General features: G+C 62.3%; 21 protein-coding genes. 6 read left to right on the top strand and 15 right to left on the bottom strand.

Annotation, left to right across the window (positions count from 1 at the left end; genetic code table 11):
* Position 1: 1 nt before the first annotated feature.
* From ACTXGA_RS05165 to ACTXGA_RS05155, 3 genes are read right to left on the bottom strand one after another with little or no spacing between them, the layout of a single operon-like run.
* Complete coding sequence (locus tag ACTXGA_RS05165; protein ID WP_443392070.1) at positions 2-1648, bottom strand: hydantoinase B/oxoprolinase family protein; 1647 nt, start codon at positions 1646-1648, stop codon at positions 2-4.
* Positions 1645-3732 carry a hydantoinase/oxoprolinase family protein gene (locus ACTXGA_RS05160; protein WP_443392069.1) on the bottom strand — a complete coding sequence of 696 codons (2088 nt, stop codon included), beginning with the start codon at positions 3730-3732 and terminating at the stop codon, positions 1645-1647. The genes ACTXGA_RS05165 and ACTXGA_RS05160 overlap by 4 nt, the downstream gene beginning before the upstream one ends.
* Positions 3733-3735: 3 nt before the next feature.
* Entirely contained in the window at positions 3736-5013 is a 1278-nt protein-coding gene (locus ACTXGA_RS05155; protein ID WP_443392068.1) for an NAD(P)/FAD-dependent oxidoreductase, read from the bottom strand.
* Between the two features lie 117 nt (positions 5014-5130).
* On the opposite strand from ACTXGA_RS05155, the gene ACTXGA_RS05150 reads away from it, so the two are divergent.
* Positions 5131-5532 (top strand): rhodanese-like domain-containing protein, encoded by a 402-nt coding sequence (locus ACTXGA_RS05150; protein ID WP_443392067.1) that lies wholly within the window; start codon positions 5131-5133, stop codon positions 5530-5532.
* A gap of 7 nt (positions 5533-5539) precedes the next feature.
* Here the strand turns inward: ACTXGA_RS05150 and ACTXGA_RS05145 are convergent, their stop codons facing one another.
* Entirely contained in the window at positions 5540-6310 is a 771-nt protein-coding gene (locus ACTXGA_RS05145) for an IclR family transcriptional regulator (RefSeq protein ID WP_443392066.1), read from the bottom strand.
* Between the two features lie 34 nt (positions 6311-6344).
* The gene (locus tag ACTXGA_RS05140) at positions 6345-8651 is read right to left on the bottom strand and encodes a molybdopterin-dependent oxidoreductase (RefSeq protein ID WP_443392065.1); all 2307 of its coding nucleotides are present in this window, start codon (positions 8649-8651) and stop codon (positions 6345-6347) included.
* Between the two features lie 100 nt (positions 8652-8751).
* On the opposite strand from ACTXGA_RS05140, the gene metC reads away from it, so the two are divergent.
* Both metC and ACTXGA_RS05130 read left to right on the top strand, forming a co-directional pair.
* Positions 8752-9936, top strand: coding sequence for a cystathionine beta-lyase (gene metC, locus ACTXGA_RS05135; protein ID WP_443392064.1), 1185 nt, complete (start codon positions 8752-8754; stop codon positions 9934-9936).
* Positions 9937-9939: 3 nt separating this feature from the next.
* Positions 9940-10578, top strand: a complete 639-nt coding sequence (locus ACTXGA_RS05130) for a VOC family protein (protein WP_443392063.1) — start codon at positions 9940-9942, stop codon at positions 10576-10578.
* An 81-nt stretch (positions 10579-10659) separates the two neighbouring features.
* On the opposite strand, the gene ACTXGA_RS05125 is transcribed toward ACTXGA_RS05130, so the two are convergent.
* The 4 genes from ACTXGA_RS05125 to ACTXGA_RS05110 all read right to left on the bottom strand — a co-directional run bounded on the left by ACTXGA_RS05125 (position 10660) and on the right by ACTXGA_RS05110 (position 15432).
* Entirely contained in the window at positions 10660-11763 is a 1104-nt protein-coding gene (locus ACTXGA_RS05125; RefSeq protein ID WP_443392062.1) for an amino acid ABC transporter permease, read from the bottom strand.
* Positions 11764-11765: 2 nt separating this feature from the next.
* A complete protein-coding gene (locus ACTXGA_RS05120) occupies positions 11766-12902 on the bottom strand; it encodes an ABC transporter permease subunit (protein ID WP_443392061.1) in 1137 nt (378 codons plus the stop codon).
* 71 nt (positions 12903-12973) lie between these two features.
* A complete protein-coding gene (locus tag ACTXGA_RS05115; RefSeq protein ID WP_443392060.1) occupies positions 12974-14005 on the bottom strand; it encodes a transporter substrate-binding domain-containing protein in 1032 nt (343 codons plus the stop codon).
* A gap of 593 nt (positions 14006-14598) precedes the next feature.
* The gene (locus ACTXGA_RS05110) at positions 14599-15432 is read right to left on the bottom strand and encodes an AraC family transcriptional regulator (RefSeq protein WP_443392059.1); all 834 of its coding nucleotides are present in this window, start codon (positions 15430-15432) and stop codon (positions 14599-14601) included.
* Positions 15433-15653: 221 nt separating this feature from the next.
* Here ACTXGA_RS05110 and ACTXGA_RS05105 point away from each other — a divergent pair, with 221 nt between their 5' ends.
* From ACTXGA_RS05105 to ACTXGA_RS05095, 3 genes are all read left to right on the top strand, one after another.
* Positions 15654-16601 (top strand): SDR family oxidoreductase, encoded by a 948-nt coding sequence (locus ACTXGA_RS05105; protein ID WP_443392058.1) that lies wholly within the window; start codon positions 15654-15656, stop codon positions 16599-16601.
* 138 nt (positions 16602-16739) lie between these two features.
* Positions 16740-17075 carry a hypothetical protein gene (locus tag ACTXGA_RS05100; protein ID WP_443392057.1) on the top strand — a complete coding sequence of 112 codons (336 nt, stop codon included), beginning with the start codon at positions 16740-16742 and terminating at the stop codon, positions 17073-17075.
* A complete protein-coding gene (locus ACTXGA_RS05095) occupies positions 17033-17245 on the top strand; it encodes a hypothetical protein (RefSeq protein ID WP_443392056.1) in 213 nt (70 codons plus the stop codon). The genes ACTXGA_RS05100 and ACTXGA_RS05095 overlap by 43 nt, the downstream gene beginning before the upstream one ends.
* Before the next feature lie 94 nt (positions 17246-17339).
* On the opposite strand, the gene ACTXGA_RS05090 is transcribed toward ACTXGA_RS05095, so the two are convergent.
* From ACTXGA_RS05090 to ntrB, 6 genes are all read right to left on the bottom strand, one after another.
* A complete protein-coding gene (locus ACTXGA_RS05090) occupies positions 17340-18461 on the bottom strand; it encodes an alcohol dehydrogenase family protein (protein ID WP_443392055.1) in 1122 nt (373 codons plus the stop codon).
* Between the two features lie 113 nt (positions 18462-18574).
* Entirely contained in the window at positions 18575-21088 is a 2514-nt protein-coding gene (locus ACTXGA_RS05085; protein ID WP_443392054.1) for a cation:proton antiporter, read from the bottom strand.
* 232 nt (positions 21089-21320) lie between these two features.
* Positions 21321-21791, bottom strand: a complete 471-nt coding sequence (cynS, locus tag ACTXGA_RS05080) for a cyanase (RefSeq protein WP_443392053.1) — start codon at positions 21789-21791, stop codon at positions 21321-21323.
* A gap of 41 nt (positions 21792-21832) precedes the next feature.
* Positions 21833-22309, bottom strand: coding sequence for a nuclear transport factor 2 family protein (locus ACTXGA_RS05075; RefSeq protein WP_443392052.1), 477 nt, complete (start codon positions 22307-22309; stop codon positions 21833-21835).
* Between the two features lie 11 nt (positions 22310-22320).
* Positions 22321-23238: an ABC transporter ATP-binding protein gene (locus ACTXGA_RS05070; RefSeq protein ID WP_443392051.1), complete on the bottom strand. Its 918-nt coding sequence runs from the start codon at positions 23236-23238 to the stop codon at positions 22321-22323.
* 11 nt (positions 23239-23249) lie between these two features.
* Entirely contained in the window at positions 23250-24086 is an 837-nt protein-coding gene (gene ntrB / locus ACTXGA_RS05065; protein WP_443392050.1) for a nitrate ABC transporter permease, read from the bottom strand.
* Positions 24087-24088 lie beyond the last annotated feature (2 nt).

The following is a 24088-nucleotide window of genomic DNA, read 5'->3' as shown; positions in this document are numbered from 1 at the left end:
CTTACCCTTCGTATCCATAGTCTGTTTTCGCCTGTTCCGGCGTGATCAATCCGGCCTTCAGGTCGGCCTCGACGCTTGCGCGGTCGCGGTTCTCCGGGGCGCCATAGCCGCCGCCACCCGGCAGACTGAGTTTCAGCCGCTGTCCGTTCTTCACCTGCTGACGGCCCTTGCTGCGGAGCGGAGTGCCATCGGCAAGTTCGACCCGCCCGGGCGCGCCACTGCCGCCGCCGTCGCGACCCCGCGCTGGATTTTCGACCCGGTCGAACATCGCGTTGAAGTAGAAGTCATACCCCTCGCGCGGTTCGATCTCGATGATCTGGCCCAGCCCGCCGCGCAAAGCACCCGCGCCGCCAGATCCCGCGCGAAGATCCTTGCGCCAGATCGTGATGGGGCCCACGTGTTCCGTGGCCTCGACGCTCATGGTGGACACGCCCGAGGGGAAGGCCGTGGCCGACAGCCCGTCGAATTGCGGCCGCGCGCCGGTGCCGCCAGAGTTGAACATCAGCACCTCGCGGTTCGGCAGGCCGCTGTCCGGGTCGCTGGGCCGCGCGGAAATCTGGATGTTCCACAGTGCGCTTGCCCCCTCTGCCGGGACCGTTTCGGGCAGCGCCTGGTGCAGCGCCCCCAACACCACGTCCGGAACCAAATGCCCAAGGACATGGCGCACCGACACCGGCGCCGGGCGTTTGGCCGCAAGGATGCAGCCCTCTGGCGCGGTGATCTCGAACGGTTCCAGCGACCCGGTATTGTTGGGCACCTGCGGCGCGATTGCGCACTTCAAACCGTAGCAGGCATAGGCGCGGGTATAGACCTCTGGCACGTTGACGCCAAAGCGGCTCATGCCGGATGTGCCGTCGAAATCGGCGCGCAGGTGATCGCCCTCGACGTCCAGCCTGACCACCATCTGAACCGGCACGTCATAGCCATCGACCTGCATCGTGTGGCGAAACGTTCCATCGGGCACCTTGGCGATGGCCTCTCGTGTGGCCTTGCGGCTGCTTTCGATGATGAAATCGGACAGGCCGCCCAGATCGTCGATGCCGAATTCCCCCATCATCGCCTGAAGGCGGCGGTCCCCGGCCTCATTGCAGGCGGCCAGCGAATACATGTCGCCGACCACCTGATCGGGTTCGCGCACGTTTGCGCGGACCAGCCGGATCAGGTCACGCGCAACCTCGCCGCGTTCGGCGAACTTCATGATCGGGATCAGCAGGCCCTCTTCGTAGACCTCATTCCCGTCGGGGCCAAAGCCGCGCCCGCCAATGTCGACCACATGCGCGGTGCAGGCAAAGAAGCCGATATGCTGACTGCCCCGGAAGCTGGGCGAGACAACAGTGATGTCGTGCAGGTGCCCGGTCCCCAGCCACGGATCGTTGGTGATAAACACATCGCCCTCGAAAATGTTCTGCGCGCCGATCTCGCGGACGAAATGGGTGACGCTTTCGGCCATGGCATTGACGTGGCCAGGCGTTCCGGTGACGGCCTGCGCCATCATCCGCCCCTGCCGGTCGAACAGCCCTGCCGAAAGGTCGCCCGCCTCGCGCACCGATGTGGAAAAGGCCGTACGGATCAGGGTCGTGGCCTGTTCCTCGACCACGGCAATCAGGCGGTTCCACATGATCTGATAGTCAATCGCTGTGGTGGTCATTGGACGTCTCCCTTGCGGATCAGGCGCAGGCTGCCATCGCCCTGCCCCACGGCGCGATAGGCCGAGGTGACGATGGTGGTGGTTTCGTTCTCAACGATGATGGCGGGACCATCGACCGCGCGGCCGGGGGTCATGTCGTTGCGGTCCACCTCGGCGGCATCCACGGTCTGGCGGCGTGCGGCGTCATAGAACTGCCGGGTGCGCAGCGGCGTGACGGCGGTGCCGCTGTCGTGCCGGACAACCGCTGTCGTTTCCGGCAGGACCGAGGCGACGACGAGCGACCAGTTGGTGACCTCGACGCCCAACCCGTCGATCACCCGACCAAAGAGGGTGCGATAGGCGGCTTCGAAGGCCTCTAGGATCTGCGTCCGATCCGCATCGACAAAGGTCTTGTAGGGCAGCGGAACTGGGATTTCCCAACCCTGTCCCGAATAGCGCATGAAGGCGGTCAGCCGGGTCGTCGTCGCGGCCCCCTTGGCGCCAGCGCTGACAAACTCCGTGGCTTCGGCCTCCAGTTCCGTCAAGGCGGCGTTGACGGACGCAGCATCGAAATTTTCGATCCGCTGGAACAGGCCGCGCGTGGCCTCGTAGCTGAACGGCGCCTTGAGAAAGCCGATGGCAGAACCGACGCCCGCCCCCGGCGGGATGATCAATTCGCGAATACCCAGCTTTTCACACAGCCGGCAGGCGTGCAGCGGTGCGCCGCCACCAAAACCGATCATGGTGAAATGTTCGATGTCGCGGCCGTTCTCCACCGTGTGCACCCGCGCGGCATTGGCCATGTTCTCATCGACCATCTCCGTCACGCCAAAGGCCGCGTCCGAGACACCCATGTCCAGCTTCGCCGCCAGCTTATCCGACACCGCCTTGTCCGAAGCGTCAGGGGAGAGCGGAATGGCCCCGCCTGCGAAATTCTCGGGGTCAAGCCGGCCCAGCAGCAGGTTGGCATCCGTGACCGTGGGCTCCGTCCCGCCGCGCCCATAGCAGGCCGGACCGGGTTCCGACGCGGCGGACCGGGGACCAACCTGGATCCGGCCAAGGCTGTCGACCGACGCGATGGACCCGCCCCCTGCCCCGATCTCGACCATCTCGACCACCGGGGTCGACACGGTCATGCCCGACCCTTTCTTGAAGCGATAGGTGCGGGCCACCTCGAAGGTGTTGGCTGTCTTGGGTTCGGCGCCTTCGATCAGGCAGATCTTGGCGGTGGTGCCACCCATGTCAAAGGACAGGACGCTGTTCAGCCCGTGCCCGCGCGCAAAGTCAGCGGCAAAGATCGTGCCGCCTGCCGGTCCGGATTCCAGCAGGCGCACCGGCTGTTCGGCGGCCACATCGACAGAGATCAGCCCGCCGCCGGAATGCAGCATGAAGACCGGCGCGGAAATACCCGCCTCCTGCAACCGCGCCACCAACCGGCCAAGGTAATCGGCCACCTGCGGCTGCACATAGGCATTGGCGATCACCGTGTTGAAACGCGGCAGTTCCCGCATCTGTGGTGAGATGACCGAGGAGATGGAGACTGACAGATCCGGCGCGGCGGCGCGCAGCGCCTCTGCCATCATGACCTCATGCGTGTCGTTGGCGTAGGAATGCATTAGGCCGATGGCGACGGCGTCATAGTCTCCATCCAGCACGGTCTGAACCATCTGCTGCACCTCTGACGGGTCCAGAGCCAACAGCACCTCTCCGTTCGGACCCATGCGTTCATTCAAGGTGAATCGATGTTCCCGGGGGACCAGTGGCGTCGGCAGGGTCAGGTTCAGGTCATATTGCTCAAACCGGTTTTCCGAGCGCATCTCGATAACATCACGAAAGCCTTCGGTTGTTATAAAGGCCAGCTTAGCACCGCGTCGTTCGATCAGTGCGTTTGTCACCAGGGTCGTGCCGTGGATCACCTGCCCTATGTCGCCCAGAGCGACCCCTGCCTTCTCCGCCGCGATGGCGATCCCGTCCAGGATCGCCTGTTCGGGTTGCGCGTAGTTGGTCAGGACCTTGCAGGTGGACAAACCACCCGCTTGGGCAAGGGCAACGTCGGTAAAGGTGCCGCCGATATCGACACCGACACGGTTCTCTGGAATGGCCATGGGTCAGATCGCCTTCATGATTTGGTTGGCAGTGAACGCGGATTGATAGATGCGCGACACGAAGGGCGCGCTGGAGACAGTCGAAAGATCAGTCATGGGCAGGGGCAGGTCCGCACGATCCATCCCGGTCAGCAATCCGGCCATGGTTTCGCCGAACATGGTTCCCGTGGTGATGCCGCGCCCGTTGTAGCCAATCGACGTAAAGAGGTTGGTGTCCAGCTCGTGAACCCGCGGCAGGTGATCGGGCGTCATCGCGATCTGCCCGTGCCAGGCCTCATCAAATTCGACCGGGCCCAGCGTCGGGAAGATCCGCGCAATCTGTTTCTTGGCCCAGCGATGTGACAATCCACGATCCTTTGTGCCGATAACCTTGCCCATCGAGCCAACAAGCAGCCGATTAGAGGCATCGCGGCGGATATTGAACATGATCTGCCCGGTGTCCCACAGCCCTTGTCGTCCCGGCAGGATGTGAGCAGCTTCCGGCCCCAGCGGCTTGGTTGCCAGCTGGAAGTAGTGGATCATCGTGAAAGTGCGCTTGAGATCCGGCCAAAGCGTATCGGTGTAGGCGTTGGTACCCAGCACCACCGCCCGCGCCCGGACCAGCCCCTGATCGGTGGTGACGGTCCAGACCTCACCATCACGCTTGAGCCCGGTGGCGCGCACCCCGGTGCTGATCTTTGCACCGGCAGCCAGCGCCGCGCGAGCCAGGCCGCGGCAATAGCCCATCGGGTTGATCGTGCCACAGCGGTGATCCACGAGTCCGCCGTGAAAATGGGTTGTTCCGATCAGTTTGGACACCTCGTCCCGGTTCAGCAGATCAACCGGTTCGCCCAACCGCTGCCATTCCTTGTGCCGCTCCTGCAGATCGACCAGGCCGCTTGGCCCGTGGGCGGCGTGAATGGTGCCGGTGCGCGTGACCTCGCAGCGGATCTGGTGCTTTTCAATCAGAGAGAAAACATACTCCGGCCCCTGTCCGAACCGCTTGATGAAGCGCGGCCCGTAGGTCTGCCCCAACTGTTCACGCACCTTCTGCGGCGGCAGCCAGAGCGCCGCATTCACAAGCCCGACGTTGCGCCCCGAACCTCCAAAGCCAATCTGCTCTGCTTCGATGACATGGGCCGACAGCCCTTTTTCGGCACAGTGCAGCGCCGTGGATAACCCGGTGAACCCCCCGCCGATCACGGCCACATCAACGATGTTGCCGCCGGTTTCCAGCGGCGCATGAAAGTCCGGCTCTTGGGCCGAAGCGTCCCAAAGCGAAATGGCATCGGATGAGGTCATGCGTCGATTCTCCAATTCGAATTGCTGTTCCAGCGTTATCCGAAAGCTTGCATGGCACCCCAAAACGTGTCAACATATGAAATACACGTTCCACATATCAACACAGGTAAGTCGACGATGCCGCTTAAAATCTCCTCAGCCCAGATGGTGAAAGACGCCCGCGCCCGCATCAAAGAGATCGAAACGCCGGATCTGATCGCCATGGTGAACGACCCAAACGTGGTAATCGTCGATATCCGGGACGTGCGCGAACGCCAGCGCAGCGGCTATATCCCCGGCAGCTTTCACGCCCCGCGTGGGATGATCGAATTCTGGGTCGACCCCGACAGCCCCTATTTCAAAGAGGTCTTCGGACAGGAGGACAAGACATTCGTCTTCCATTGCGCGTCCGGCTGGCGCTCTGCCCTCACCACGGCCACGCTGCAGGACATGGGGTTTGAGGCCGCGCATCTGAAAGAGGGCTTTTCAACTTGGGAAAAACACGGCGGCCCGGTGGAGTTCCCCGAAAAAAAGGGCTGACGCCAGCTTAGCCGCGGCTCAGCTTTGCCGAGACAGAGCGGGCCGCGTGCGACACCAATGCGCCGAACCGGTCCACCCCGCCTTCCGGCAGGTTGATATCCGGAAGCGAAATGCCCAGCGCCCCAACGGCCTCTCCCCCCGGCAGGGTGATCGGCGCCCCGAAACTCAGGATGCGGTCCCGGAACTCTCCGGTATCAAAGGCAAAGCCACGTTCCCGCGTGGCTTTGACATCGGCATCCAGAGCGGCAAGATCGGTGATCGTCCGGTCCGTATGCGCCACCAGTTCCCCGGCGATCTGGTCTCGCAGCTTGTCGTACTCGGCTGCAAGGATCGCCTTGCCCGTCCCGACACAATGCAGCGGCGCGGTTCCCCCAACCGCGTTCCACGACCGGATCGGCTTTTGGCTGTCGATCTTGTCGATATAGACGACCGACAGGTTTTCCCGCGCCGCTAGGTAGACCGTCTCGCCGGTTTCCTTCGCCAGGTACATCAGTTCCGGCGCCGCCAGTTCGCGCAGGTTCAGGTTTTCGACCGATGCGCGGCCTACGCGCCAAGTCTTTAGCGTGGCAGCATAGGTCTTGTCCGGCAGGTGCTGCACATATCCCAGCGTCGCCAAGGTCTGCAATAGCCGAAAAGTGTTCGACTTGGTCAGCCCCAATTCCTTGGACAGCTCCGTGACGCCCTTGCCCTGCTGACACCCGGCAAGGTTCTCAAGGATGGCCAACCCCTTTGACAGGGTGGAATCGACCTTGGGTTCTTTCGCAGCGGCTGGACTCATCGTGTCTGTGTTCCTTTTTGGAAATGGGTATCAGCTACGGCGCGGCTTCGAAAGGTGGGGGTTCATGCGCCTCGACCTTGGGCAATTCCTCATCGAAGCGCCGCACATCCACCAATGCGGAATGCGCCGCGGGGCTTTGTGTCAGCGCAGAGGTCCGCAGATCATGCGTCAGCACGTTCGGATTGCCATGCCGATCGCGGGCCTGTGGCGCGCCGAAATCCGGATCGTACCAGGCCCCGGTCCACAGAAAGACACAGCCCTCCTGAATGTCCGGCGTCACCCGCGCCCCCGCCAGGCAGCGGCCCCGCGCATTGAACAGCTCGACCACGTCGCCGTCAGAAATGCCCCGGCGGGACGCGTCGGCGGGATGGATCAGTACCGGCTCGCGTCCCTTGATCTTGTAGCTGAGACTGTAGGCCCCGTTGTCCAACTGGCTGTGCAAACGGGTCTTCGGCTGCCCCGAGAGCAGCGCAAGCGGATACTGCGCGCCCTGCCCGTCCGCCTTATCGCGCGGCTCGAACCACGCGGCGTGGCCCTTGCAGTCGGGCAAATCGAACCCCGCGATGGTCTGCGAGAAAAGCTCGATCTTGCCGCTTGGTGTCGGCAGCCTGTGCGCCGCGGGATCGGCCCGATAGTCCGCGAGGAAGACCTGATCGGGGCTGGGGTCGGGAAGGGTGATCACATCACCCGCAAGGAAGGTTTCCCAATCGGGCAGGTCGCACCCGGCGTCGCGCGCACGTGACCGAGTGACCTCCCATATATCCTGCAGCCAGTCATCGGCGCTCTTGCCTTCGGTAAAGACCTCGGCGGCGCCAAGCCGCGCCGCAAGATCGGCGTAGATGTCGTATTCGATCCGCGCCTCGGCCACGGGCGGCACAAGCTGCGGCATGGGCACAAGCCCGTCGTCCGATTTGCCCGCCCCGAAATCCGTCCGTTCCTGCGCGGCGGCGACCGGCAGCACGATATCGGCATGACGGGCGGTGGCGGTCCAGTTGACCTCGTTCACGATGATGGTTTCGGGACACTGAAACGCCGCGTGCAGGCGGTTCAGATCCTGATGGTGGTGGAACGGGTTGCCCCCGGCCCACCAGACAAGCCGCGCATCGGGAAAGGTCATATCGCGGCCCTGATAGCGGTAGGCCCCGCCCGGATTCAAAAGCATCTCGCTGATCATCGCGACGGGGATAAAGTCCTGCACCGGGTTCTGCCCCTGAGGCAGCGTTCCCCAGCGAAACAGCCGTTCGATATTGCCGATATTGGCGTTCACGCCATAGCCGACCGTGTAGCCGCCTCCCGGCAGGCCGATTTGGCCCAGCATCGCCGCAAGGGTGATCGCCATCCACATGGGCTGCTCGCCGAAATCCGTGCGCTGCACCCCTGCCGCCACGCTGATCATCGTTCGACCGGCAGCCATGCGCCGTGCCAGACGGCGAATGGCATCCGCATTGACGCGTGTCCGCGCTGCGGCCCAATCGGCATCCTTGGGTGTCCCGTCTTTGGCACCATTCAAATAGGCCTCGACCTTGTCGAAACCTACGGCGTAGGTCTTCAGGAAAGCCGAGTCATACAGGTTCTCGACCAACAGCGTGTGCGCCAGTCCCATCATCAAAGCCGTGTCGCTACCGGGCCGAACCGGCATCCATTCAGCGTTCAGCACCTCCTCAGCATCTGTCCTGAGTGGGCTGATATTCACAAAGGACACGCCGGCCTTGGCGCATGCGGCAAGGTTGTCGCTCATCCGGTGACGGGTCACACCACCGTCGCTGACCTGCGTGTTGCGCAAAGCCATACCGCCGAACATCACCACAAGGTCACTGTGCTTCGCTATCACGCTCCAACGGGTGGCCTGCGCCACATGCGATCGGAAAGGGCCGACGATATGCGGCATCAGCCCGAGCGCGGCATTGTAGCTGTAGTTACCCTCGGACCGGACAAAGCCGCCGATCGTGTTCAGAAAGCGTTTCAACTGGCTCTGTGCATGATGGAAACGACCTGCACTGGACCAGCCATAGGAGCCCGCAAAGATGCCGGTATTGCCGTGCACAGTCCGAACGCGGGTCAGTTCTGACGCGATCAGATCAAGAGCGCGGTCCCACGACACCTCCACAAAGACATCCTGCCCACGCGGCACGGCGCCCGGCGTGCCCTCAAGCCAGCTTTTGCGAATGGCGGGGCGCTGGACGCGCGCGCGTCCGTGCAGACTGCCGGGTATGTTCTGATTGATGAGAGAGGCAGAAGGATCGCTCGGATGCCCCTCGACCGCGACGACCTTGCCACCTTCGACAGTGGCCAGCCCGACACCCCAATGGCTCCCCGTCAGTCTCTTTTGAAGTTCGCTCATGGCTCACCCTTTGTGCCAACATGCAAAACGCATTTTCCATATATTGACACACGGTTTTCCGACTGTCATCTTGAAATCAATCCATCAGACGAGTCAAAGAATGTCCCTCACAGATCCCCCGATAGCCGATGGGCTGGTTCAGATGGGCCGCCCCGACCGGACGGAAGGCCGCCATGTCAACATGCCGATCGAGCTTGGCTCGACAATGGTCTTTGACACCCTGGCAGCCTTTGAGGCGGCGCGCGATGCCCGGTATGACAGCGGCACGCTTTATTACGGCCGGTACGGCAATGCGGCGACCTGCAAGCTTGAACAGATGCTGACGCAGCTGGAACAGGCACATTCCGTCACGCTGACCTCCTCCGGGGTTGCGGCGATCACGCTGACGCTGCTGACCTTTGTGCGTCCGGGTTGCCACCTGCTGGTGGCCGACAATGTCTATGGCAACACACGGGCCTTTTGTGACGGCGTCCTCTCCCGCATGGGGGTAAAGACCACATATTTCGATCCGATGATCGGTGCCGGGATCGCGGACCTTATCCGGGACGAAACCTGCGCCGTGATGTTCGAGGCGCCGGGTTCCGGCACATTCGAAGTGCCCGACATCCCGGCCATCGCAGGTGCCGCGCGCGCTGCGGGCATCCCCTCGATCCTTGACGGGACATGGGCGACGCCGATCTTCTGCCAGCCCCTGACACTGGGCGTGGACGTCGTTGTGGCCTCCATGTCGAAATACCTCAGCGGTCATTCTGACTGCATGATGGGCATGATCGCCAGCACGACAGAACACGCCATTACAATCCGCAAGACGGTGATGGCCGTGGGTGACAAGACCGGCGGGCAAGAGGTTGCCCTTGCCCTACGCGGCCTGCGTACGCTCAAGCTGCGGATGGAACATTTCGACAAGGCTGGGCGTGAGATGGCCGCATGGTTCGCCGAACAGCCGCAGGTCAAGCGTGTCCTGCATCCGGCCTTTGCCGCCTGCCCCGGCCATGAATTCTGGCAACGCGATTTCTCGGGCGCGGCGGGCCTGTTTGGCGTCATCTTTCATCCCTGTAGCGACGATCAGATCCGCGCCTTTGTCGACAGCCTGCATCACTTCGGCATCGGGGTCAGCTGGGGAGGCTACGAAAGCCTCGTCCTGCCCGTCACCCCGCAACGGAGCGCGGGCACATGGAGCGAAGAAGGCCAGCTTGTCCGCTTCAACATAGGGCTGGAGGACACCGAAAGCCTGAAGGCCGACCTGGCCGCCGCCCTGCCCCGTCTCAACACCGCATCGGAGTAGACCATGCACAACAAGATCGACCATTTCGCCATCGGCGCAGACAGCCTGGAACAGGGCGTCGCCGAGATGGAGGCAAAGCTGGGCGTGACCGTGCCGCGCGGCGGCAAGCACGACGCGATGAGCACGCATAACTGCGTCATGCAGACCGGGAATGAGAGCTTTTTCGAACTGATCGCAATCGACCCCGACGCCCCTGCCGATCCCGGCCGGACTCGCTGGTTCACGCTGGACGATCCGGCCACGCAGACACGGCTTGCCGAACGCCCGCGCGCGCTGTGCTGGGTCGTCGGCACGGACGATCTTGACGCGGTGATCGCCGCCAGCCCCGTCGATCTTGGCGAGGTGGTCCTGTTCACGCGCGGCGACCGATCGTGGCGGCTGACCGTGCCGAAGGATGGCAGCCTGCCCATGGGTGGCCTGCTGCCCGCCTTCATCGAATGGTCGCCCGGCCCGCATCCCAGCACGGGACAGCAGGATCTTGGCGTGCGCCTCGAAACGGTGCACCTGTCGCACCCGGATCCCGACAAACTCTCCGCGATCCTGAAGACCCTGCAGGTCGATCATCTTGCCGACGTCAGCAAGGGTGAGACCGGTCTCTCCTTTGCGCTGACGACGCCCCAAGGGCTTGTTATCCTTGACTGACCTCTGAGCATTCCGAAAACGGAAAAACCCCGGGCCATCCTCAGAATGGTCCGGGGTTTTCATTTGCGCACGGACCGCGCGTTACCTCTCTGACAACGCCATGCGGCCCTTAAGGTACTCACCGTACTGGCCCAGCGAGAAAATGAAGACCCAGTAGATCGCCGCCACGAACAGGTAAACCTCGATGTAATAGGGTGCCCAATCCGCCGTACCGAAGGCCGTCTTGCCCGAGGCAAGGATATCGAAGAAGCCGATGATGGTGACAATCGCCGTTTCCTTGAACGTCACCACGACCATGTTGATCGTGCTGGGCAGCGCATGGCGAAACACCTGCGGCAGAACGATGCGGCCAAGGATGTTCCAATACCCAAGGCCAAGCGCCTTGCCCGCCTCGAACTGCCCCTTGGGGATCGCCTGAAACCCGCCGCGAAAGACCTCGGCCTGATAGCAGGCAAAGAACAGCGCAAAGGCGATGATCACGCGCCAGATCTTGTCCCCTTCCAGCCAGCCGGGCAGGAACAGCGGCACCACGACCGCCGCCGTGAAAAGCGTTGTGACCAAGGGCAAAGACCGGATCGTGTCGATGATGATCACGGCAAACCATTTCACCACCGGCATTTCGGACCGGCGCATCAGCGCCAGCCCCAACCCCATCGGCATCCCCAACAGAACCACCGCTGCGAAGAGGAACAGGGTCAGGGACAACCCGCCCCAGCCGTCCGTCGTGACCTGCCGCAGGCCCAGCAGGCTCCCCTCCATCAGCAGGTAATAGGTTGCGAACCCGGCCACCCATAGCATGGCAAGCCGCAGCGGCTGCCACATGGCTGGCAGGCAGGACAGCAGGACCGTGACGACGATGGCAATGGCTGCAAGGGTCGATCGCCAGTGTTCCTCGAACGGATAAGTGCCGAAGAGGATCAGCCGGTGACGCGCGTCGATTACCGCCCAACAGGCCCCGCCATGTCCACATTGATCGACGGCCTCTTTCGACCAGACCGCGCGCACCACTGCCCAGTCTAAAAAGCGCCATGCGGCATAGGCCAGCATGGCAAAGACAACCACCGAGACCGCCGCCGAAAGTGGCGACCCGAACCCATATTTTAGGAACTTCGCCCGGGCGATCCGTAGCCGGCTGGGTGGCGCGATTTCAAACGTCCGCGGCGCCGTGATGTCCGTCACAGCCATCGTCAATGCTCCTTCAGTTTCAGGCGCGCGTTCAGCCAGTTGGTGAAAATCGCGATCGAATAGTTGATCGCCAGGAAGGTCAGCATCAGCAGCAGGATCAGTTCCAGCGTCTGGCCAGACTGGCTGATCGAATTGACGGTGATATAGAACAGGTCACTGAACCCGATGGCGATGCCGATGGTCGTCGCCTTCATCATGAAGATCCACTGATTGCCAAGCGGCGGAATGATGCTGCGCAGCGCCATCGGCACCTTGATCCGCGACCAGATGGCCGCCCGCGTCAGGCCCAGCGCCTGCCCCGCCTCGACCAAACCACGCGGCACCTGCGCCAGACCGCCCCGCACGATCTCTGCGATGTAGGCACCGCCGTACAGCGTGATGGAGGTGATCAGCGCGAACAATTCGATCGGCACGGAAATCCCGCCGCGAAACCGCAACCCCTGCAATTCAGGAACCGAGAACAGGCTTTCACCCTCCGGCCGGAACAGCACCGCAGCCACCAGAACGGCGGCAAGGCAGCCAAAGACCCAGATCGCCAGCCCGCGCCAGAGCGTCGTCTTGGCAAGGATCAGCCCAATCGCAAGGGCAACCGATGCTGCCAACATGGCGACAGCAACAGCCGGGCTGACATTCAGACCCGGCAGCATCAAACCGCGCCCGGACAGATAGGCGAGGTCGCCAAAGCTGATCGCCTGACGCGGTCCACCCATGTGGATCAGCAGCGCATAGAGAAACACCGCCTGAAGGATCAGGGGGATGTTACGAAAGATCTGCACATAGACATTCGCCGCGAAATTCAGCGCCGGGTGACGTGCATCACGCATTGTCCCTACCACGAACCCCAGGATGGTCGTGGTGACGATACAGGTAAAACCCACGAACAGCGTGTTCAGAAGTCCGATGAACAGGGTGTAGGAATAGGGATCATTGATCGACCGTTCGATCAGGGAAAACGAGTAATCCCAGCCTGTTCCCCGCTCAAGAAATGAAAAGCCGCTGGTCATGTTCAGGCGCGTCAGGTTGAACTGGGCGTTCGACACGCCTCCCCAGACCGCCAATACCGTGATGACAATGATCGCCGCTTGAACGATCAGTTTGCGCCGTCTGACCCTGGCGCGCAGTCGCTCTGCCGTTTCCATGCTAGGCCCCCTGCGTCCTGTCGGAAAACGGGCCACCCCCGGTCTGGGGACGGCCCGCCGTGTCTAGGTCATCAATCCAGAATAGGCGCGTATAGGACGCCGCCATGGCTCCACAGATTGTTGAGGCCGCGATCCAAATTGTAAGGGCTGTTCTTGCCAAGGTTGCGATCGTAGATCTCGGCAAAGTTGCCGACCGCTGCGATCATCTCGCGGGCCCAGGTGTCGCGCATGCCAAGGCGCTCGCCCATGCCCGGCTCGACGCCCAGCAGGCGGGCGACACGCGGGTTGGCCGGGTTCGCTGCCATGTCCTCGACGTTCTCGGAGGTGATGCCCTCTTCCTCGGCGATCAGCAGCGCCGCCAGCATCCAGTTCACCACGTCGACAAAGCTTTCGTCGCCCTGACGCATGGCGGCAGAGATCGGTTCGCTGGACAGTTGATCGCTCAGGATCACATGCGCGTCAGGGTCATCGATCTCGGTCGCGCGCAACACGGCAAGGTTTGGCCCCCAACCGGCGAAGGCGTCACAGCGGTTTGCCAGATAGGCCGAGCGCAGTTCGGCCGCGCTTTCATAAGACACCATGTCGTGTTCGACACCGATGGTCTGCAGATAGTTGGCGGCCAGGCGCTCAATCGTTGTGCCCGCCTCCACGCAGATGGTGCCCCCTTCGAGCCCCGTGGCATCGGTGATCCCCAGATCGCCATGCGCCATGAACTGCGTGCCGCCAAAGAAATACGGCAGGCTGAACTGTAGGCCCAATTCGGTGTCACGCCCCATGGTCCAGCCGGTGGCCTTGATGATCACATCCACATCGCCGGACTGCAACGCCGGAAACCGCTGCGCCCAGCTGAGCGGCACGATCTGGTTCTTGTCCGGGTCGCCAAGAATGGCGGTGGTCAGGGCACGACACAGGTCGATGTCCAGGCCCTTCCACTCATTGTTGTCGTTCACCTCGACAAAGCCGAAATAGCTGCCGTTGTGACCGGAACACAGCAGCGTGCCCCGCTCCTCGATTTGTTTGACGGTCGCACTTTCCGCGACCGCGATCTGCGGCGCCATTACCGACGCTGCGATGATCGCGCTTGTAGCCAGGATCTTGTTCATCGACTTTCCCTATTGTTTCATATATCGGCACAAGTGTATTGATATACAGCATGTAAACCCTGTTTGAATGAGTCAACATTTTTCTGCGCAAAACCGGGAAACGGCGCGCTGTCGCACATGCTTTGGGCGAAGAAATTCGCGGTCCCGGTCCGCTCAGAGCCTTGGGTTTTGGTGTCCCGATGCATCACAGGCACGACGCCCCCGGCCCGGAACCACCCCAGATCGGCTCTGTGCGGAGATGAGGAAGCGCCAAGCCAACCGACAGCCTTCCCGCCACTGGCTGATGTCGTCCGATCTCGAACATGAGCGGCGGCATCGGCTGCAAACGCCTGTTCCGTCTGGTTGTTTATAGTCCCGCCCAAGGGCGCGTTGGCGATGCCCGTTGCCCTTCAGCACACACGCATCAAAGAGGCCGAAGGTCTTTAACGAATTTGAAAGAAGTTTCGTCTTTGCGGTCGGCGAAGCAGCAAGCCAAAATACCACCGGCCCGCCTGATTTCCTCGACGCCCTCTCGCGAACTTTCGCGCCAAAAAAAGGGCGTTCTGCAAGGTGGACGTTGAAACTACTTCAGCCCCTTGGACGTCCGCCAACCGTCAGGCCAGACCCGCAGAAAGCTGATGAGCATCGCTCCATTGCCTGGGGGATTGCCCGTACATGCGCTTGAACTCGCGGCTGAATTGCGAGGCGCTCACGTAGCCCACGTCTGTGGCCGCCTCATTCACGGTCATGCCACCGGCGATCTTCATCGCGGCGTTGTTCAGGCGCATCGACTTGACGAACTGGATAGGAGACATCGTCGTCGCCTGTTTGAACTTGCGATGAAACACCGCCCGGCTCATGCCCGCGCGGGTTGCCATTTCGTCGATCGAGACCGTTTCATCCAGTCTGGAGGACACATGCGCGATGGAACGCGCGATGGCATTGCCGGGGCCAAAGGCCTGCCGGGCAAACAGCCCCGCGTCCCCTTTCAGGATAGCATAATACAGCTCGCGCAGCCTTGCGTCGCCAAGGACAGCCGCGTCCATCGGGCTTTCGCCCAGCCGCACCAGCCGCAGCAGCGCATCCAGAAACGTCTCATCCCAGCGGGCCAGCCGTATGCCGCGTGCACTGCCCTTTGTGGCGGGCATGCTGCTTCCGGCGGCGTCCATCTCCATGGTCAGTTCGGTCATCAGGCGCTGGTCGAGCGCGATATAGACGCCGTAGAGCGGGTTTTCCGGCGACGCGGCGGGTGTTCCCGCCTTTACCGGCATCGACATCGGGCAGCACAAGTATTTACTGCTGTCATAGACGTAGTGCTCCCCATCCAGCACGGTTTCCTTGCCGCCGCTGACAATGGCAATCACGCAGGGCTCATAGACCGCCGGCGCACAGGGAACCGCGGATGTGGCGCGGAACAGCTGAACCCCCTTGATACCCGTGCCCGTCATGCCGTCCTCATGCAGGCGGCGTTCGATGATTTGTCTGATCTGCTGTTTGCTCATGCGGGTGAGATAATGTCAGAAAACGCACCATAACAACCGCATTGATACAATCAGGCAAGTAATCGCGATGATCTCATCTATTCTGTCCACCCGGTGAGAGATATCTACCCGATCAACAGAGCCCCCCATGCCGCACGGCGCTGCGCCGTGGTTGAAAGGATAGACCCATGACAGACACCCTCTTTGGTCCCAAAGGCTGGACCCCTGAACGCCTCGGCTCGCTCGCGGGCAAGACCTTTGTCATCACAGGCGCCAATGCGGGCGCGGGCTTTCAGGCCGCACGCATCCTTCTGACCAAGGGTGCAAAGGTGGTGATGCTGAACCGCAGCGCAGAGAAGTCGACCGCCGCCATCAAGGACCTGAAAGACACAGTCGGCGCGCAAGCGGACGTAAGCTTTGTCCGCATGGACCTCTCAGATCTGGCCAGCGTGCGTGATGCGGCGACAGAGGTGCTGAAGACCGTTCCGCGCATCGACGCACTGATCTGCAACGCCGCCATCGCACAGGTTCCGACGCAGAAGCTGACCGTCGATGGCTTTGAAAGCCAGCTTGGCACCAACCATTACGGGCACTTCGTGCTGAGCGGGATGCTGTTCGACCGCATCGAGGAGTCGCAAGGCCGGATCGTGGTGGTGGCCAGCCTCGGTTACAACATGGGGATCAAGACGATCCAGTTCGACGATATGAACTGGGACAAGAACTACAGCGCCAACGCGGTCTACAGCCAATCCAAACTGGCGCAGATGATGTTCGCCTATGAACTTCAGGACAGGGTCAAAGAGGCGGGCAGGAATGTCGAGGTTTATGTCTGCCACCCCGGCTCCTCGGCAACCTCTCTGATCGCCACCAGTGGCGGCCGCCTCTCGAAGTTTCTCTTTTGGCTCATGACCAAGACACCGATGGTGCAGACCGCCGAAAAGGGCGCCTATCCAGAGGTCATGTGCGCCACCGAAGATGGGCTGGAACAGCGGGCGCTCTATGGCCCCACCGGCCGCATGCAATTCGTCGGACCGGTCGGTCGTGGAACGCTGAACCCTCATGCCTATGACAAACCTGTCATGGTCAAATTGTGGGATGTCTCCGAGAAAGCGACGGGGTTCAACTGGTCGGTCTGACCGGAAACCGATCCCGTCAACCAAATGGCACAAGCGGCCAAAACGACTCATGCCGCTTGCCCTGTGACGCATACCCGGCCCGACCTGATCCGGGTTCAGGCCGGGCCAATTGTGAAATCCCAAGCGCCGGACAACAACATGGACATTCTCAAGACAGCGACCGACTGGGCGAAGGCCGAAGTGTTTTCCTCATCGTTTTTCATCCTTTTCGGAGCCGCATTTCTGGTGGCCAGCTTCGGGTTTTGGCACATGGGCAAGACAGATATGGCCAAAGCCTACGTGATCCCCACCTTGGTGGCGGGGGGCTTGTTGCTGATCCTCGGCGGCGGTCTGGTCTACGGCAGCCAAAAAGCCTCGCAGGGCTTGAGGCGGCTTTCACCAGCGATGCCAAGGTTTTTGTCGCTGCCGAGATTGCGCGCGTCGAAGGCATCATGGCCCAATACAAGGTCGCCGTTTTCTGGGTCATGCCGCTGATCGTGATCGCATCTGCTGCATTGATCATCGTGTTTCAAAGCCCGATCTGGCGGGCCAGCCTGATCACCACCATTGTCTTTATGGGCGCAATCATGCTGGTCGACAGCAATGCCAACGCCCGTCTTGAAACCTACAAGGCGAAGTTGTTATCGGCAAAATCTGCGGAATAGCCGTGTCCGGACAGGGTACGGGGTCGCTTGTCGGTATGCGCAGCCTTGGCCGTGCCGAATCGCGCTGTCCGCCAGAGGCAGCCCCGGACCCAAGTCAGATTTGCGCGCCGTCGAGCCCCGGCGGCACCAGCACGAAATTTCCCACATGGGCTTTCTTCAGAAATTCTTGCTGCGCCTCGGCGATCTGTTCCAGAGGGTAGGTCTTTGCCAGCAACGGGCGAATTTCGCCGCTTTCGATGTAGGAGATCAGGTTGGGAAAGACCGGCTCATCCCAAGCGGTGCAGCCGATCAGGGTGATGTCCTTGAGGTACATATCCCGCATGTCCAGACTGACGATGGGACCGGCAATCGCACCTGAGGACACGAACCGCCCGCCGCGCTTCAGCACCTTCAGCATCTGCGGAAATCCATCGCCCGCCACGTTGTCGACCACCACATCAACCGTGGACTCGCCCAGTTCGCCCACCAAGTCTGCCCCGCGCGTGATAATGACATCGGCGCCCAGATCGCGCAGCAAGTCGGCTTTGCCCGCGCTGGTGATCGCCGCCACGCGCGCGCCGCGGCGCTTGGCCAGTTGGACGGTGGCCGATCCCACGCCGCCAGAGGCACCCGCCACAAGCACAAGATCGCCCGATTTCACACCGGCGCGGTGCAACATGTTTTCCGAGGTGCCATAGGCGCAGGGAATCGTCGCCAGTTCGGCATCCGACCAATCGCACTCCACGGCAAATACCTCGCTCGCCGGTACTTTCACATACTGCGCAAAGGCTCCGTCGAAATCCGAGGCCATCCAGATGTTTTCCATGTCGTCAAACCCGTTCGGCCGCATGCAGGCGCGGACCAGAACCCGTTTTCCGACCAGCGAAGCGCCCGCTTCGTCCGCGGACCCAACGACCACGCCACAACAATCCGTGCCCTGAATGAGGGGAAAGGGCGTTGCCGCGCTCCACCCGCCATCGGATTTCTGTTCGGCATCGGTTTCTTGCGCCTGAGACGCTGCGTTGGTGTCGGTTGTCACGCTGGATGAATACCATCCAATACGCGTGTTGATTTCGGTGTTGTTGACGCCCGCCGCATGCACGCGGATCAGAACCTCACCCGGACTGGGAACAGGCACGGGGACCGCGCGATAGACGAGTTTGTCGTAGCCGCCATTGCCTGTGGTGACGACAGCCATCATCATCGCGTTGCCGTCTTTTGCAGCCTCTTGGGACATTGAAGCGCCTTTCCAACTTGCATGGCACCACACTGCCGCCTGTCATTCAGAATGGGAACAATGTGTTTGGATTGCGCGGTAGACCACCCGCGCGTTGCAGTTTCAACCGCTCTTCAAGCTGTCACCGTCTCCTCCGGGAACAGGTCCTGCGGGTCGATCCCACGCATCTCGGCGCTGGCCCGGACCGCCTTCCGCAGCGACCCGCTACGTTTCAGGAGTCGGCGGAAACGGTCCTGATCCAGTTCCAACAGGGCCGACGGCGCAATAGCCCGGACCTCGGCGCGGCGCGCCTTTTTCGAAAGGATCGCCATCTGGCCGAACATATCGCCCCGCCCCAGACGCCATGTCTGACCAGCGCTTTCCAACTCCACGGCACCGGAGGCGATGAAGAACACGCTTCTGGGGGCGCTGTCCTTACGCAGCAGGATTTCGCCCGGGTCGGCATGGCGCGCCTTCAGCGCCCGGGCCAGCCGTTTCAGCACGGCATCCTCAAGATCCGCGAACAGGGGGAACTGCCGAACCAATTCCACCCGTCGCAAAGCGATATCGAGACGCGGACGCGTTTCCGCGGTGGCGCGACGCTGGCCGATGTCCTGCATCAGCGCGGTGTAAACCTCGGCTCCCACCAGCCCGTCCTCGCGCATGGCGGTGTATTCCCGTTCCTCCAGACGCAGCGCGGTACGGCGAATAAAGCGGCGCTCCAGCTTTTCCGCATAGCCCGGATACTGCAGCTGCAGACTCTCCAGCGCGGTCTCCACCGCCTCGATCCGGCGTGACAGCAGCTCGTGCAGCAGATCGGCCACGCGGCGACCGTGAATCCGGCGGATGCGACCGTCGATGAAGCCGCCCAGATCCCGCAGGATCAGCCGCTGCGACAAGAGCAGCTCGAACCGGTCCGCCGTCAACCGGGCCAGCGGAAACGACAACCGCAACCGGTTGTGCAGGATCACGGCGGCCCGGAACCTTGATCCAAAGGCCACGGTGCCCCGCGCCGCGCGCTGATAGCCGCTGCGGCCGCCGGTGCGCGCGCCTTCGATCAGCCGGTCGGCGTCGGACAGCACCTGTTCCGCCATCCGGGCCGAAATCGTCCGTTCCCGCATCCGCGCGAGGATGGTGTCTCGTTCATGGCCGGCCAGCGCAATCAGGCCCAGCGTGATACGGTCCCGGTCGAGGATATCCGCACTCTCCTCCGCCGTCTTCACGGCCAGTTCCAGACGCTCGCCAAAGCGTTTGGCCTCGGAACGCACGGTCTCGTGGTTCAGCTCATAATTCTCGGTCATGCGCGACACGTCCTCGCGCACGGTCTGCAGCGCCACGGCGACCACCTGCCGCGACAGCGCCTCATCGATGGGCGACAGCCGGTCCAGCCCCAGCTTGCCGATAACCAAGCGAAGGGTCGTCCCCTGCACCATCAACGTGAACAGCGTGAACCCGGTGGCCAGGATGCCCACGACACGCTGAATGTCATCCGGCACGCGGAAGCTTTCGGTCACCGCAAGGGCCAGCGCCAGCGTGACCGCCCCCCGCAGACCGCCCCACAGGATGGCCACGCGGTAAGGGCGTTCCACCGCCGGAGAGAACCCCAGCAGGGTCAGCAGCGGCAACAGCCCGAACAGGATGACCGACCGCGCGGCAAAGGCGGCCAGGATGACCACCCCGACCAGCATGAAATCCTCGGCCCGGGCTTCCTCCAGAAGGCGCGGGATCAGCAGGGCTGCAAGGATAAAGATCAACGCCCCGGCCCAATGCGCCAGCACGTCCCACAGGTCACGCAGGTTGGCCCAGGCCTGCGGCGGCAGACGCCCGGGCCCGGCAAGGTTCATCGTCAGGCCAGCGGCCACCACGGCGATCACGCCGGAGGCGCCGATGCTCTGTTCCGCCCCGATATAGGCCAAGTATGGCAGAGCCACGGAGATCGAGATCTGCGCCAGTTCATGCTGGCTGAACAGTGCCATGATGCGCACCGCTACCTGCGCCGCCAGCCAACCGACAACCGCGCCCCCCGCGATCAGCAGCGGGAACCGGGCCAGCGCGTCCTGCAGGCTGGGATCGGGAACGCCCAGCATGACGAAGCCCATGAACAAGCCGAATAGCGCAATGGCCGCGGCGTCGTTCAGCAGGCTCTCACCCTCGATGATCCGGGCCAGACGCCGCGGGGCGGAAATGGACCGGAAGATGCTTACCACGGCCGAGGGATCGGTGGTCGATACGATGGCACCGATCAGCAGGCAAGCCGCCAGCGGCAGCGCACTGGCCCATGACAGCGCATAGCCAACGCTTAAGGTGGCGACGACAACCGCCACCACCGCCAGCACGAGGATCGGCACCCAGTCATCCAGCATCCGCCGCAGATTCATCCCCAGAGTGGCCTGGAACAGCAGGGTTGGCAGGAAGACGTAGAGAAAGATATTGGACCGGATCGGCAGGCCCAGGATCGCCTCGGCCACCGGGTTCAGGGCATCGGTCAAATCCGTCCGGAGAAACCAGATCGCGCCGACACCGATCAGGATGCCCAGCACGGCAAGGATCACGCTGTAAGGCACCCGCAAACGCGCGGCGAGCGGTTCCGCCCCCGCGATGACAAGGAACAGGGAGGCAATGACCGTGGTGACGAGAACGATATCCATACGCCTGAATTAGCCGGGATTTCGGACGCCGGAAATCCAGAACCGCAGAAAACGGATGGCAATTCCGCCTCAAATTCAGGCGCATCGGCCTTTCCCCGCCGAGCCGCGGCCAAAGCCGGACAACCGATGCCCCCCAAAAAAACAACCGACCCCGGCCCGATTGATCGGACCGGGGCCAAAGCCAATCAACCGAGCCCACCGGATGCCTGCATCCGGTACGGCCCGTGCCGGATCACCAGGCGTTATAGGACAGGTACTTGCCTGACATCTCGACCTTGACCCGGTCGCCCTTTTCATGCGGCACGCGGGTTACGGACATGTCGAAATCGATGGCCGACATGATGCCGGTGCCGAACTTTTCCTCAATCAGCGCCTTCAGCGTCGGGCCGTAGACGCCGACGATCTCGTAGAAACGATAGACGCAGGGGTCGGTCGGCACCGATTGTTCCCAAACCTTGGTCGGCGGCTCTTCGAGAACCGAAACCGCCTCTTGCGGCAGCCCCATCACCGACACCAGCGCCTCTGCCTTGTCCTTTGGAAAGCCGTTCATGCCCATGCAGGCCGAATGGGTCCAGACCGGCGACATGTCGATCTTTTCGGCGATTCCCTCCCATGTCATCCCGGCCTGTTTCTTGGCCGATAGGATCATCATGGTCACGTCTTCCTTGGTCATCATGGTCGGCACCTCAAATGTGTCTTTCATTGCTTGTTTCCTCCTCTCGTGGGGTCTCTATCCTTAGGGGGTTACAGCCCGAGCTCTGTCAGCCCGGGGTGATCGTCAGGCCGCGGCCCCTGCGGCCAGCGGAACTTGCGGTCCGCCTCCGCGATGGGCACATCGTTGATCGAGGCATGGCGCACCGCCATGTAGCCAAGATCGTCGAACTCCCAGTTCTCGTTGCCGTGGGCACGGAACCACTGGCCGTTTTCGTCGTGCCATTCGTAGCAAAAGCGCACGGCGATCCGATTGGCGTCATGGGCCCAGATTTCCTTGATCAGGCGATAGCCGTTCTCGCTGGCCCATTTGCGGGCCAGAAAGGCGCGCACCTCGTCCCGGCCATTCAGGAACTCGGACCGGTTGCGCCAGCGCGTGTCCGACGTGTAAGCCATCGCAACCTTGTCGGGGTCGCGGGTGTTCCACGCGTTTTCGGCCATGCGCACCTTCTGCACCGCATCCTCATATGCGAAGGGCGGCAGGGGCGCGCGTGGGGTCTCTTCGGTCATGGCCGCGTCCCTCAGTCATTCACCGCGCGCAGCCGCGGCTCGGCCTCGGGTTCCGGCTCTGCCTGCGGCGCTTCCGGCGCGGTCTTGTCGATGCGCACGGTTTCCGGCGACTGCGCCATGCCATCAGCCTGCTGCCCGGCCAGTTCTTTCGAGCGTTGACCAAGGAAATGCACCAGGTGGTTGCGGATGGCGTAATAGTTCGGATGCTCGACGATCTCGGTCCGGTTGCGTGGCCGTGGGATGGTGATCTCGACAGATTCCGCGACGCGGGCAAAGGGGCCATTGGTCATCAGCAGTATACGGTCGGCCAGCAGGATCGCCTCGTCGATGTCATGGGTGATCATGAACACCGTCTGTTCCGTATCGCCCCAGACCTTCAGCAGCTCATCCTGAATGGTGCCCCGTGTCAGCGCATCCAGAGCGCCAAAGGGTTCGTCCAGCAATAACAGCTTGGGCTGGTTGGCAAAGGCCCGCGCGATGGACACCCGTTGACGCATCCCGCCCGACAGTTGCGATGGCTTTCGGTGTACCACATCCCCGTCCAACCCGACCTTGGCCAGGTAGGCGCGGGCGTGCTCCTCGACCTTGGCGCGTGACCAGCCGGGATAGCGCGCCTTGACGCCGAAGGTCACGTTTTTCAGCGCCGACAGCCACGGCAACAGAGAGTAGTTCTGGAACACCACCCCCCGGTCCAGCGAGGGGCCGGAAACCGCGTAGCCATCCATCTTGACCACGCCGGAGGTGGGTTCTGCCAGCCCGGCGAGGATGTTCATGATCGTCGACTTGCCACAGCCGGAATGGCCAAGGATGCAGACGAACTCTCCCTTCTCGATGCCGAATGACGCCTCTTCGAAGACCGTCAGCTTACCCCCCTGCCCGTCCGGAAAGGTCTGAGTCAGACGCTCGATGCTGAGAAACGGTTTGGACATTGTGCTGCTCCTTATTCCGCGTAGGCGACAGAGCGCTGCAGAACGCCAAAGGCGGAATCCAGCAGCATGCCGACGACGCCGATCATGAGGATCGAAAAGATGACGGAGGTCAGGTCGAGGTTGTTCCACTCGTTCCAGACGTAGTAGCCGATGCCGGTCCCGCCCACGAGCATTTCTGCCGCCACGATGACCAGCCAGGCGATCCCGATGGAGATGCGCATGCCCGTGATGATCGTCGGCGCCGCGGCGGGCAGGATCACGGTAAAGGCAGTCTTGAGGGGGCCCAGTTCATGCGTGCGCGCCACGTTGACCCAATCCTTCCGGACGCCCGCCACCCCGAAGGCCGTGTTGATCAGCATCGGCCAGATCGAACAGATGAAGATCACGAAGATCGCGCTCGCCTCTGAGTCCTGGATGATGAACAGCGCCAAAGGCATCCACGCCAGCGGAGAGATCGGCCGCAGAACCTGGATAAACGGGTTGAACGCCTTGTAGGCGACCTGACTCATGCCGATCAGGAACCCCAGCGGGATGGCGATCAGCGCCGCAAGGAAATAGCCCGTCAGCACCCGATAGATGCTGTAGCCGATCTGAATGCCAATGCCCTTGTCGTTGGGGCCCGCGTCGTAGAACGGGTTCGACAATTGCTCCCACGCCTTGGCCAGTACCTGGCTGGGCGGCGGCACACCGGCCTTGGGCGCGCCGCCCCCGGTCAGGCGTTCATATTCGGTCAGTTCCTCGGCGGCTTTCTGGGCCGGGATGGCGGCCTCCCAGATCAGGAGGCCAACCACCAGCATCACGACGGACAGGATCGCCGCGCGCTGGTTGGTGGAAAGGTTGTCCAGCATGG

This window comes from Antarctobacter jejuensis, from assembly GCF_052266595.1.
GTDB lineage: Bacteria > Pseudomonadota > Alphaproteobacteria > Rhodobacterales > Rhodobacteraceae > Antarctobacter > Antarctobacter jejuensis.
Note: the sequence above shows the minus strand (reverse complement) of the source record. Positions and strands in the feature narration are given on the sequence as shown.